This window comes from Streptomyces sp. NPDC041068 (genome assembly GCF_040647455.1).
In the GTDB taxonomy this organism is placed as follows: Bacteria; Actinomycetota; Actinomycetes; order Streptomycetales; family Streptomycetaceae; genus Streptomyces.
In genome coordinates, this window is the sequence record NZ_JBEZCG010000020.1 from 127,432 (window position 1) to 139,799 (window position 12,368).

The window sequence follows — 12,368 nt, forward strand, 5'->3', positions numbered from 1 at the left end:
TCCTCTGCTCTTCCTCTGCTCTTCCTCTGCCCGAGGCGTGGTGCCGGTGAATGGACGGGTGCTACCAGCGAATGATCGAGTCCGGCTCCGGGCCGTAGGGGTGGGTCTCCCAGGTGGCTCCGCCGTCGGAGGTCGACAGGACGCTGCCCTCGTCGCCGACGACCCAGGCATGCCGTGCCGAGACCGGCCGCGCCGCCCACAGCGACATGCCGGTACCCGTGGAACCGGCCTGCCAGGTGGCTCCGCCGTCCTCGGAGAGCAGGACGATGTCGCTGCGTCCCACGGCGAGACCGACCCGCCGGTCGGAGGTGAAGGCGACGGCGTTGAGGTTCTGTGTCGTGCCGGTCTCCGCGCGCTGCCAGGTGCTGCCGCCGTCCCGGGTGCTCAGCACGGTTCCCCGGTCACCGGCGACCCAGCACGTCAGGGGGTCGACGGCGTACACACCGAACAGGTCGTCCCGGGTGCCGCAGTCCTGGGACTCCCAGGTGGTCCCGCCGTCACGGGTAGCGAGGACGGTACCGCCAAGGCCCACGGCCCAGCCGGTCCGCCCGTCCGCGAAGTCCAGGCCCCACAGCACATCGGCCCGGGGGGTGGGCTGGGGCAGCCAGGTGACACCGCCGTCCCGGGTGCCGATGATCGTTCCGTGATCGCCGGCCGCCCATCCGGTGAGCGCGTCCGGGCGGACGTGGACCGACAGCAGGTCCTTGGCGATGCCGCTGTCCTGCTGGTGCCAGGTCGCTCCGGCGTCCTGTGTCATCAGGACGACGCCGCCGCGGCCCACCGCCCAGGCGCTGTCGGGGGTGGCCGCGCTGAGGGTGTAGAGGTTGGCCGTGGTGCCGCTCGGCTGCCGGGACCACGTGCCCCGGCCACGCGTGGCCAGGATGGTTCCGCCGTCGCCGACCACCCAGCCCCGTTCCGCGTCCGGCAGAAGAACGACCCCGTAGAGATTCTTGCCCGTGGCGGCGATCTGCGGCCGCCAGGAGGCGCCGCCGTCCGGGGAGGCCAGGACCACGCTGCCGTCGCCGACCGCGTGGACGTCCCTGCCGTCGGGGGACGCCCATACGCCCTTGAGGCAGGCGGCGACCGTGGTGTCCTGGGCCTTCCACACCTCGCCGCCGTCCTGGGTGGCGAGCACCGTGCCGCGGTCGCCGACGGCCCACCCCTGTTCTCCCGACGGGGTGAAGGCGATGCCCCAGAGCGCGACGTCCGTGCCGCTCTCCCGGAGCGACCAGGTCGTGCCGCCGTCCTGGGTGACGATCAGGGCCCCGTCCCGTCCGACGGCCCAAGCGGTACCCGTGTCCACGGCGTGTACGTGTGTCAGGGCCCCGTCGACCGGTGTGCTGTGGGGGTGCCAGGTGGTGCCGCCGTCGTGGGTGGCGAGGAGTGTGCCGTGGGCGCCGACCGCCCAGCCGTGGTGTCCGGTGGGTTCGAAGTGGACGCCGAACAAATCGGTGTCGACCGGTGTGGTGCAAGGGTGCCAGGTGGTGCCGCCGTTGTCGGTGGCGAGGAGTGTGCCGTGGGCGCCGACCGCCCAGCCGTGGTGTCCGGTGGGTTCGAAGTGGATGCCGAACAGGTCCGTGTCGACGGGCGTGGTGCGGGGGTGCCAGGTGGTGCCGCTGTCGTGGGTGGCGAGGATCGTGCCCTCGGCGCCGACCGCCCAGCCGCGCTGTTGGTCGTGGCTGCCGTGCACGGCCCACAGCAGCGCGTCGGTTCCGGTGTCCGCCGGCCGCCAGACGGTGCCGCCGTCGACGGTGAACAGAAGGGTGCCGTCCTGTCCCACGGCCCAGCGGGAGGACCCCGCGCCGTGGACACCGACGAGATCCTTGTGGGCGCCGTTCAACTGCAAGGCCCAGGTCCGGCCGCCGTCCGAGGTGTCCAGGATCAGGCCGTCGTCGCCGACGGCCCAGCCGTGCCGGGCATCGGCCGTGAACGCGAGGGACACGACGTCCTTGGGGGTGCCGCTGGTCAGTCGTGACCAGGTGCGGCCCCCGTCGTCGGAACCGAGCACCAGCCCGTCGTCCCCCGACGCCCTGACCGTCCGCCCGTCCGCGGACGCCCACACACCATAGACATCGGATGAAGTCACGCCGTCGGCCACGGTCCAGGTGAGGCCCCCGTCGACCGTGTGCAGCAGGGTGCCCGAACGCCCCACGGCCCAGCACCGTGCGGCGGATATCGCGAAGACGCCCTTCAGGTCGGACCGGGTGGCGCCGGAGCGGTCCACCCAGGTCGCGCCGCCGTCGGTCGTCACCAGGACGCGTCCGTGCTTCCCGACGGCCCAGGCCACCTGGTCGTCCACCGCGGAGCAGCGGGTGAAGTGGGTGTCGGTGGACGGGCCTTGCGGCTGCCAGGTCGCGCCGCCGTCGGACGACGCGAGGACGGTGCCGCCGTCGCCCACGGCCCATCCCGTACGCCCGGACGGCGCGAACGAGATCCCGTAGAGGTTCCGTGTGGTGCCCGAAGGAAGCTCCTGCCAGTTCAGGCCCCCGTCCACGGTCCCCAGGATCGTCCCGTCACGGCCGGCGGCCCAGCCCCGTTCCAGGTCGGCGAAGCAGACCGCGCGCAGGTCCTTCTCGGTGTCCCCCTGAACGCTCCAGCGGGATCCGCCGTCCTGGGTCGCCAGCATCATGCCGCCGTCGCCCACGACCCATGCGTGCAGGCGGTCGACCGGCCAGACTCCCTGCAGATTCACGCTCCGCGGAGCCACACTCCATTGCGCCATCGGGCACCTATCCTCTGGTCAGCCTGTTGTGGTGATCTGCTGGGACTCGGTGGAGCCCGCGCCACGGCGCAGACTCCACGCGACGACGGGCGGCATCGCGGCGCCGAGCGCCGCGAATCCGACGGCCAGCACGATCCAGCCGACCGCTCCCTGTTCGAGAACCAGCCATGTGAAGATCGCCGGAGCGATCATCTTGCCGAGGTCGATCCCCATGGCGTGGGTGCCCTGGTACTGACCCTGAGCGTCGTCGGGGGCGAGGTTGAACGCGACGCCCCAGCTGCCCGCGGCCTGGCGTATCTCCCCCAGGGCGTGCAGCACGGCGCCGGCGAAGAGAAGAAGACAGGCGGCCACCGTCCCGGTTCCGCCGCTCATCGCGAACACGACGCACGCGGCCGCCACACAGCCCGCGCCCTGCAGGCCGGAGCGCGCCGCGGCCGGCGGAGTGTCCGTACCCCGGGCGACCCGGGTCTGCAGGAACACCACCAGGATCGTGTTGAGGAGCAGGATGGCGGCGCTCACCCAGCGCGGGGCGTCCGTGTGGTGCAGGACCCACAGCGGCAGGATCACTTCGAGCAGCAGCGTGTGGGTGGTCAACAGCCCGTCCACGGCGGTGAACAGGAGGAACGGCCAGTCCCGCAGAATCCCGAAGGCGTCTTTCCCCTTGGCCGGGGTCGGGGGCACGCTCTCTTCCTTCAGCGTGAGCAGGCCCGTGATCAGGAAACAGAGGGCCGTGAAGGCCACCGCGCCCCGGTAGGCCGGTGTAGTACCGACCGCGAGAACGAGGCCCGCGATACACGCGCCGACGGAGACGCTGACGTTGCTGGCCGCCCGTACGTAGGCGAGCACGGACACCCGGTCCTCGCGAGGGATGAGACCCGCGATCATGGCCTTGCGCGCGCTCCGGCCCGCCCGGTAGGCGACGGCCTGCAGGGACGTCACCACGAGGTAGGCCACGAAACCGTTCACGAAGAGCAGGGCGAGCGTCAGGGGCGTCAACAGCACGTACGACCACAGCTGCACCGTGCGGGGCCCTGCCCGGTCGGCGAGATGCCCGAGCGGCGTGCTGCACACGAGAACGATGGCGGCCGCCGAGCTCACGCTGATGCCCATCTGGCCCGGAGACAGGTGGAGCACGGTCACCGCGTAGATCGCGTTGATCGCCATCCACAGCCCCTGCCCCAGCGTCATCACCATCGTGACGATGGTGATGAGTCGGGCGGGGCCCGGCTGGGGAAGGAAACGTGACAGCATTCCTTGCTCCTTCTCGCTTCGGCCTGGCGATGAGGCTAAGTCACCGGATCCGAGCGGCCGCCCTTTCGAGCACAACGCGCGATGACCGCGAAAAGCCAATTCTGCTTCCCGGCTGCCGGAGCTTTTCCGGTTAAAAGGGAATGCGCGCACAAGGGCCCTGACGGTCCAGCACGCAACTAACGTCTCGCCGTGCGCAGTTGTCCCGCAGCCAGAGCGCAAGAGCCGCTAGTGAAGGTCGTACCGACATGACCACAATCCTCCATCGCCGACTGGGCGACGGCTTCCTCCAGCACGCGGATGTCCGCCCCGACCACCTCGCCCTGACCGTCGGGAAGCGCGACATCACGTACGCGGAGGCCGCTGACACCGCCCGGCGCTGGGCCGCTTCGCTGGTCGAGGCGGCGGGGGGCCGGCCGCGTCGTGTCGCGGTGTTCGCGCACCGCACCGCGCCCTCCTATCTCGGGGTGCTCGCCGCGCTTTTCGCAGGGGCCGCCTTCGTCCCGCTCAACCGGAAGTTTCCGGTGTCGCGCACGCGGACCATGCTGGAGCGGGCCGACGTGGACGCGGTGATAGCCGACGCGGCATCGCTCTCCCAACTCCCCGAACTGCTCAAGGGGTTGCCGCGGCGGCCGGTCGTCCTGCTGCCCGAGACCCTGCGGGCGGACGCTGCGCACCTGGACGGAGTCCGTGTGCTGGACGCGGCGGACCTGGCGGCCGCGCCGCCGCTGCGCGACCTCCCCGAAGTCGCGCACGAGGACCCGGCGTATCTGCTGTTCACCTCCGGGAGCACCGGCACCCCCAAAGGCGTGCCGGTCACCCACGCCAACGTAGGGGCGTTCCTGGCCGCCAATCAGGACCGCTACCGGCTGACGCCCGACGACCGGCTGTCCCAGGTCTTCGACCAGACCTTCGACCTGTCGGTCTTCGACCTGTTCATGGCCTGGGAGCACGGTGCGAGAGTCTGCTCGATGGACCCCATCGAGCTCCTCGCACCCTTCAAGTACCTTGAGCGCAACGGGATCACCGTCTGGTTCTCGGTGCCGTCGGTGGCGGCCGTGCTGCGCAAGCGCGGAGCGCTGAACCCCGGGACGATGCCCTCGCTTCGCTGGAGCCTGTTCTGCGGCGAGGCGCTGCCCCGGAGCACCGCCGAGGCGTGGCAGGCCGCGGCCCCCGGGTCGGTGGTGGAGAACCTGTACGGGCCGACCGAACTCACCATCGCCTGCACCGCCTACCGGTGGGATCCCCGGACCAGCCCCGACGAGTGCGTCCACGACAACGTGCCCATCGGGCAGCCGTACCCCGGACTGCACCCCCTGGTCGTCGACGACGGCCTGCGGCCCGTCCCGGACGGCGAGATCGGCGAACTGTGCATGGCCGGCCCGCAGACCACACCCGGCTACTGGCAGGCCCCCGAGCTCACCGCGGAGCGGTACTTCGCTCACGACGGCAGGACGTACTACCGCACCGGGGACCTGGTCCGGATGCGGGGCGGGCAGTACGTGTGCCTCGGACGCAACGACCAGCAGGTCCAGATCGGTGGGCACCGCGTCGAACTGGGCGAGGCCGAGGCGGTCCTGCGCCGGGCCGGGGCCGTGGAAGCCGTCTGCCTGTACCTGCCCGAGACCGGGACGGTCACCGCGGTGGTGTCGGGCACGGTCGACCCGGAGACGCTGACCGCCGCCTGCAAGGCGGGGCTGCCCGCCTACATGGTGCCGAAGTCCGTCCAGGTCATCGACGACATGCCGTTGAACGGCAACGGCAAGGTGGACCGGCCGGCGCTGCGGCGATGGCTCGACAGGCAACCCGCCCACCTCTGACCCACACCCCTGGAAGGGACCTGCACCCCTGGAAGGGACCTGCACCCCTGGAAGGGACCTGCACCCCTGGAAGGGCTGTGCCCGACCTACCGCATCGACCGCAGAAGAGGAGCCATGAGCGGAGTTGAGCAGCTCGTCGCCCGCACCCTGGGCATCCCGGAGAGCCACGTCACGGACACCCTCGAGTACCAGTCCATCTCCGAGTGGGACTCCCTCGGCCACGTCTCCTTGATGGTGGCGATCGAGAAGGCCTACGGAGTGTCCGTCGACGACGAACTCACTCTCGCGCTGCGCACGGTCGCGGCGATCCGCGAGTTCGCCGCCGGGACAGCCCCGGAGCCGATCACCGCGGAGCAGACCACCGCCCCGGAGCCGATCACCGCCGCCGAGCAGACCACCGCCATACCGGAGCGGCCCGTGGTCCACCGCGGCCTGGAGGGCGTCAGTTTCGACCAGACGACCATCTCGCACATCGACGGGGCGGCCGGCGTCCTGGAGTACCGGGGCTACAGCATCCACGACCTCGCCGCCCACTCCTCGTTCGAGGCGGTGGCGTACCTGCTGGTGCACGGCGAACTCCCGAACACGGCCGAGCTGGAGGCGTTCGGCAAGGAGCTGAGCGCGGCCCGCTCCCTTCCCGAGCCCGTGCTGGAGCTGGCCCGCTCACTGGCCCACGCCCACCCCGTCGACGCCCTGCGCACCTGCGTCTCCGCGCTCGCCGCCTTCGAGCCGAACGGCGGGCACGGCACCGACGAGACGTACGAGCAGGCACGCACGGCGGGGATCACCCTGCTGGCCCGGATCCCGATGCTGGTCGCGGCGCACCACGCCTTCCGGGGCGGTCGCGAGCCGCTGATCCCGAACGAGGACGTCCCGTACGCGGAGGCGCTGCTGACGGCACTTCTCGGCGAGCGGCCCACGCCCATGGCCGTGCGGTTCATCAACAAGGGCCTGATCGTGCACGCCGACCACAGCGCGAACGCCTCGGCCTTCGTCGCGCGGGTCACCACCGGCTGCCGGTCCGGCATGACGGCCTCCCTCACCGCCGCCATCGCGGCCTTCGGAGGCTCCGTCCACGGCGGGGCGGCCGAGCGCGTGATGTCCCTCCTGGACGAGGTCGGCTCTCCCGAGCGGGCCGCGGCCTATGTGGCGGAGCTGCAGAGCCGCGGCGAGCCGGTCATGGGATTCGGCCACCGCGTGTACCGCACGGAGGATCCGCGGGTGCGCCATCTGCGCGCCACCGTCGCCGAGTTGAGCGAGGAACGCGGGGACACCCGGGGCCTCGCGACCCTGGACGCCGTGGCCGCCGCCATGGCTCCCTACAGCCGGCACGGCGTCGCCCCCAACGTCGATCTCTACGCGGGTCTCGCCTACCGCCTGCTCGGCCTGCCGGACGACCTCGCGGTTCCCCTCTTCGTGATCGGCCGCACCGCGGGCTGGGTGGCGCAGGTCCTCGAGCAGCAGTCCAACAACGTGCTGATCCGCCCCCTGCTCAGCTATGTGGGGCCGCACGCACGCGCCTACCCCGAGGGGGAACGATGACGGGTACCGCCCTGACACCCCTGCCCGACTTCGCAGCGGAGCACGGCTTCGACCTGGAAGCCGTGCCGTACAGCGGCAGGGTGCTGCTGGAGTCGCTGATCCGGGACGGGCAGCGGGAGAGCGCCGCGACGCTCGGCGAGCGACTCGCCCGCGGCGCCGACCCCGAGCTGGAGATGCGGTTCAGCCCGGCCCGGATCCTCGTCCAGGACTACACCGGAATTCCGCTCCTGGTGGACCTGGCGGCGCTCCGCGACCGGGTCGAGGAGCCCCGGCAGGTCAGGCCTGCGCTGCCGGTCGACGTGGTGGTCGACCACTCGGTGCAGGCCGTCTGGGCGGGCCGTCCGGACGCGCTGGCCAGGAACGAGGCTCTGGAGATGAGCCGGAACCGGGAACGCTATGCGTTTCTGAAGTGGGCGGAACGCGCCTTTCCGGGGGTGCGGGTGACGGCCCCCGGCACCGGCATCGTCCACCAGGTGAACCTGGAGCGCCTCGCGACGGTGGTGGCGCAGGGGCCGGACGGCACGCTCTTCCCGGACTCGGTCATCGGCACGGACAGCCACACCACCATGGTGAACGGGCTCGGCGTGCTGGGCTGGGGAGTGGGCGGCCTGGAGGCGGAGGCGCTGATGCTGGGCCTCGCCCAGCCGATCCGCATCCCGCCGATCGTCGGGGTCCGCCTCACCGGAACCGTCCGTCCCGGCAGCTCCGCCACCGATGTGGTCCTCGCCCTGACCCGTACGCTGCGGGAGCAGAACGTACGAGGCCTGATGGTCGAGTTCACCGGTCCGGGGGTGGCCGCACTGTCGGCCGCCGACCGCTGCACCGTGGCCAACATGGCACCCGAGTACGGAGCGATGTCCGCGTTCTTCCCCGTGGACGACGGCACGCTGAGCTATCTGCGGCAGACCGGACGCCGCGAGGCGGACGTGCTGCGCGTCGAGGAGTACTGCCGACGCCAGCGCCTGCTGCGCGACGCGGGCGAGGGCAGCGAGCCCCGGTTCGGGCGAGTGATCGAATTCGATCTCGGTGCCGTCGGGCCGACCCTGGCAGGACCCTCCCGACCGGACCAGAGGATGACCCTGGGCGAACTCCCGGGCTCCTTCGCCGCTCTGCACGACGCCGCACCGCGGACCGCGGACGGCGTCACCGACGGCGACATCGTGATCGCGTCCATCACCTCCTGCACCAGCACGTCGAATCCGCGGGCCATGCTGGCGGCCGGGCTGCTCGCCCGGCGCGCCGTCGAGCGCGGCCTCGCCGTGCCGGATCACGTCAAGACGAGCCTGTCGCCGGGTTCCCAGGCCGTGACCCGCTATCTGCAGGACGCGGGGCTCATGCCCCACCTGGAGAAGCTCGGCTTCCACGTGGCCGGCTACGGCTGCATGACCTGCAACGGAGGCAGCGGGCCGCTGAACGAGGGCGTCGGCGACACGGTGGCCCGTGAGGGCCTGACCGTGGCCGCGGTGCTCAGCGGCAACCGCAACTTCGAGTCCAGGGTGCACACCCAGGTCCGGGCCGGCTACCTGGCCTCGCCCGCCCTGGTCGTGGCCCTCGCCCTGGTGGGGCACGTCCGGGTGGACCTGGAGACCGAACCGCTCGGCACCGACCACGACGGCCGGCCCGTGATGCTGCGGGACCTGTGGCCCGAGGCCTCTGAACTGCAGGCGCTGGAGGCGGAGTTCGTCCACTCCGGTCTGTTCACCGACACCCCGGCGCCCCCGGCGGAGTGGGACGCCATCACCGTCGCCGACTCCGACGTGTTCCCCTGGGACGAGGAGTCCACCTACATCCGCCTGCCCGCCTACGTCGACGCGCGGCCGCACACACGGCCGCTGACCGGCGCCCGCGCCCTGCTGGCGCTCGGCGACGACGTCAGCACCGATCACATCTCCCCGGTCGGCGAGATATCCGAGGATTCCCCCGCCGGGATCCATCTGCGCGAGCGCGGCGTACGCGACTTCAACTCCTACGGTTCCCGGCGCGGCAACCACGAGGTGATGGCCCGGGGGACGTTCGGCAACCCGCGGTTGCGCAACCGCCTCGTCGGCGACGGCGAGAGCGGCGGCACCACCCTGCACCTGCTCAGCGGGGACCGGCTCGCGGTCTTCGACGCCGCCGAGCGCTACGCCGCCTCGCACACCCCCCTCGTCGTACTCGCCGGACGCAACTACGGAATGGGCTCGTCCCGCGACTGGGCCGCGAAGGGCCCGTGGCTGCTGGGCGTGCGGGCGGTGCTCGCGGAGAGCTTCGAGCGCATCCACCGGGCGAACCTGTGCGCCATGGGCATCCTTCCCCTCCTGCTGCCCGAGGGACGGTCCTGGTCCGCGCTGGGACTCACCGGCCACGAGGAGTTCGACCTGCCGCTGGACGACGTACGCGATTGCGGCCTGGTCCAGGTGACCGCGGGGGAGGTCTCCTTCACCGCGCGGGCCGACGTCAGCTCCGCCGGCGAGTGGGACGTGCTGCTGGCCGGCGGCACCCTGCCGCGTCTGCTCGGCCTGCTCAGCTCCGAGGAGGCGGGATGAGAGGCAACGTCCTCGACCGGATGAGCGGCAACGTCCTCGACCGGCTCGGCCTGGCCGGGTCCGTGACCGGGACCGATGCCCTCGCCTCCGGCCAGAAGCCCTACATGACCCTGCACTTCGGCACGCTCGACATCCCCGTCGGCGACGTCCTCGATCTGATCCGGAACACCGAGGGACTCGTTCCCCCGCGGACCGGGCACCTGGGGAACTGGGAGGACATCGCCCTCTGCCGTTCGGGCCCCATGGACTTCAACACCGCCATCTGCACGAACGACTACGGCTACCCCCTCGTCTACGGCTTCACCCGGACCGAGGCCGAGAGCGAGGGCGGCGACGACGTCTACCTGCCCGGCTCGCTGGTCGAGGGAGGCGGGCGTACCGCGCTGCCCCTGTACACCTGGAACGGGCGCGACTTCACGAGGCGGGACCGCAGCCGTCCGTTGTTCTGCGCCCTGACGCAGACGGAGGTGGACGGCGAGCTCGTACCGCTCGCCGAACTCCACTGGGAGCGCATGAAGTCCCATCCCGCTCTCCGGTTCAAGCAGTGGGCGTCGGTGGTCTCCGACCACGCCGACCTCGTGACCGACATGCTCTGCCTGCTCATCGAGGAGGCCGGCGCCCGGCAGAACCCGCGGGCGGCCTTCGCGGAACTCATCAGCCACGCCGTGCTCCTGGACGGCTCCGTGGGACGGTGCGAGATCCGGCGGGACGGCGATGCCTATCTGCTCGACGGCCACCGCTACCCCTCCGCCCGCGCGCTCGCCGAAGCGGCCCTGCTGACGGTCGGGGCGCTGAGCGAACCCCGCCGCTTCTTCTCCCGGATGCGGGACGTCCCTCCGGTCCTCCCCGTGATCTCGATCCAGCTGAGCAGCGTGCTGTTCGGGCTGCTCGGCACCCATCTGCCCGGCAGTGCGGGCCTGCCCTCGGAGGACCCCTTCCTCACCCATCTGCATTGGGGCGCGCGGGCCATGGCCGGCTGTCCGCCGAGGCGTGGCGGCTATCTGGCGCGCAAGTCCACGGTCCGTTCGCTGCGCGCCATCACCGGGCCGCTGGTACGCGACTTCGAGCAGGTGAACCCGCTGTGCTTCGGGCTGCTGCCCGCCCAGATCTTCATGCTCTGCCCGCCCGACACCGAGCAGAGGGACGAGGACCTGATCGCGGACCTGTTCACCGCGGTCCTCGCGGCGGCGCCGGACGCCGCGCACGACACGGCCCGCGGCTGGCTCTCCACCCACCAGGACCGGCTCTCCCCGTACCTGCGGGGCCGCTTCGAGGAAGGCCGCGGGGTGCCCACCGGCACCGCCCTGCGCGGGCCCGCGGCGCCGGTGGAGCCGGCGGGGTTCCGCAAGCTGACCTTTCGTCAGGCCTGCGCGGTGGTCGGGGCGTTCGAGGAGGCGCTGGCATGAGACGAGGAGGTGCCGGCATGAGACGAGGAGGCGCCGGCATGGGACGAGGAGGTGCCGCATGGGACGAGGAGGCGCCAGCATGAGACTCACCCGACGCCCGGTCTCGATCAGCCTGAAGGAGCCGTTCGCCAGCAACACGGGCGTGGTGACCGAAGTGCGCCAGTGCGTCCTGGAACTCGCCTGGGAGGGACTGGTCGGACACGGCACCGCGCGCGGAGCCGATCCCGCGGAGATCGACGCCTGCGCGCCCCTGCTCGAAGGCGCCTCGCCCTACGAACTGCGGCAGATCATCGGCCGGTTGGCCGCGACCGGCATCGGCCCCCCGGCCCTGTCCGCCGTGGACATGGCCCTGCACGACCTGCTGGCCAAGGCCTGCGGGCAGCCGCTCCACCACCTGCTCGGCCTTGCCGGCCTGCCGAAGCCGCCCACCGCGGTGTCCATCGGCGCCGGTCCGCCGGAGGAGCTGCTGGCCCGTGGCCGCGCCCTGTCCGCCTGGCCCGTGGTCAAGCTCAAGCTCACCGGGGAGGACGACGGCAGCAGGGCCGGACTGCTGCGCTCGGTGTACGCGGGGCGCATCCAGGCGGACGGCAACGGCTCCTGGGAACCCGACCAGGCACTGCGGGTCGCGCGGGAGCTCCATCGGCACGGAGTGGAAGTCCTCGAACAGCCGGTGCCGCCAGGACACCTCGACGACCTGCGCCACGTACACGAGCGGTCGCCGGTACCGGTCTTCGCGGACGAGGACTGCGCCCGCCCCGAGGACGTCCTGCGACTGCGGGGCCGGGTGAGCGGCGTCAACATCAAACTGCTCACCTGCGGCGGACTCCTCGCCGCCCGCGAGGCGATCACGCTCGCCCGCCACTGCGGCCTCGACGTCATGCTCGGCTGCAAGGTGGAGAGCTCCCTCGGGGTGACGGCCATGGCGCAACTGGCCGGGCTCGCCGACCGCTTGGACCTCGACGGTCACCTCGGCCTGCTCGATGATCCCTTCTCGGGGGTCCGGATCGACGACGGGGTGATCTCCCTGCCCGCGGCCCCCGGCCTCGGCGCCGTACCGGACCCCGCCCTGTGCCCCACCCGATCCGGAACCAACGGAGACCACTGA

7 protein-coding genes are annotated in these 12,368 nt (G+C 71.8%); 5 read left to right on the forward strand and 2 right to left on the reverse strand.

Going from position 1 to position 12,368, the window contains the following annotated elements:
- Positions 1 to 61: 61 nt before the first annotated feature.
- Both AB0B50_RS36780 and AB0B50_RS36785 read right to left on the reverse strand, forming a co-directional pair.
- Complete coding sequence (locus AB0B50_RS36780) at positions 62 to 2,692, reverse strand: YCF48-related protein (RefSeq protein WP_362340180.1); 2,631 nt, start codon at positions 2,690 to 2,692, stop codon at positions 62 to 64.
- Between the two features lie 48 nt (positions 2,693 to 2,740).
- Complete coding sequence (locus AB0B50_RS36785) at positions 2,741 to 3,973, reverse strand: MFS transporter (RefSeq protein WP_362340181.1); 1,233 nt, start codon at positions 3,971 to 3,973, stop codon at positions 2,741 to 2,743.
- Positions 3,974 to 4,218: 245 nt separating this feature from the next.
- On the opposite strand from AB0B50_RS36785, the gene AB0B50_RS36790 reads away from it, so the two are divergent.
- The 5 genes from AB0B50_RS36790 (at position 4,219) to AB0B50_RS36810 (ending at position 12,368) form a co-directional block, all read left to right on the forward strand.
- Positions 4,219 to 5,790, forward strand: coding sequence for an amino acid adenylation domain-containing protein (locus AB0B50_RS36790; RefSeq protein ID WP_362340182.1), 1,572 nt, complete (start codon positions 4,219 to 4,221; stop codon positions 5,788 to 5,790).
- A 114-nt stretch (positions 5,791 to 5,904) separates the two neighbouring features.
- Positions 5,905 to 7,332, forward strand: a complete 1,428-nt coding sequence (locus tag AB0B50_RS36795) for a citrate/2-methylcitrate synthase (protein WP_362340183.1) — start codon at positions 5,905 to 5,907, stop codon at positions 7,330 to 7,332.
- Complete coding sequence (acnA, locus tag AB0B50_RS36800; protein ID WP_362340184.1) at positions 7,329 to 9,857, forward strand: aconitate hydratase AcnA; 2,529 nt, start codon at positions 7,329 to 7,331, stop codon at positions 9,855 to 9,857. Before AB0B50_RS36795 ends, acnA begins: the two co-directional genes overlap by 4 nt.
- Positions 9,854 to 11,263, forward strand: a complete 1,410-nt coding sequence (locus AB0B50_RS36805) for a DUF6025 family protein (protein ID WP_362340185.1) — start codon at positions 9,854 to 9,856, stop codon at positions 11,261 to 11,263. Before acnA ends, AB0B50_RS36805 begins: the two co-directional genes overlap by 4 nt.
- A gap of 79 nt (positions 11,264 to 11,342) precedes the next feature.
- Positions 11,343 to 12,368 (forward strand): enolase C-terminal domain-like protein, encoded by a 1,026-nt coding sequence (locus tag AB0B50_RS36810; RefSeq protein WP_362340186.1) that lies wholly within the window; start codon positions 11,343 to 11,345, stop codon positions 12,366 to 12,368.

What these genes read in the sequence shown, in the direction of transcription:
- AB0B50_RS36785 (WP_362340181.1), bottom strand. Translation starts at nt 3,973, where the DNA reads ATGCTGTCACGTTTCCTTCCCCAGCCGGGCCCCGCCCGACTCATCACC.
- AB0B50_RS36795 (WP_362340183.1), top strand. Translation starts at nt 5,905, where the DNA reads ATGAGCGGAGTTGAGCAGCTCGTCGCCCGCACCCTGGGCATCCCGGAG.
- AB0B50_RS36805 (WP_362340185.1), top strand. Translation starts at nt 9,854, where the DNA reads ATGAGAGGCAACGTCCTCGACCGGATGAGCGGCAACGTCCTCGACCGG.
- acnA (WP_362340184.1), top strand. Translation starts at nt 7,329, where the DNA reads ATGACGGGTACCGCCCTGACACCCCTGCCCGACTTCGCAGCGGAGCAC.
- AB0B50_RS36790 (WP_362340182.1), top strand. Translation starts at nt 4,219, where the DNA reads ATGACCACAATCCTCCATCGCCGACTGGGCGACGGCTTCCTCCAGCAC.
- AB0B50_RS36810 (WP_362340186.1), top strand. Translation starts at nt 11,343, where the DNA reads ATGAGACTCACCCGACGCCCGGTCTCGATCAGCCTGAAGGAGCCGTTC.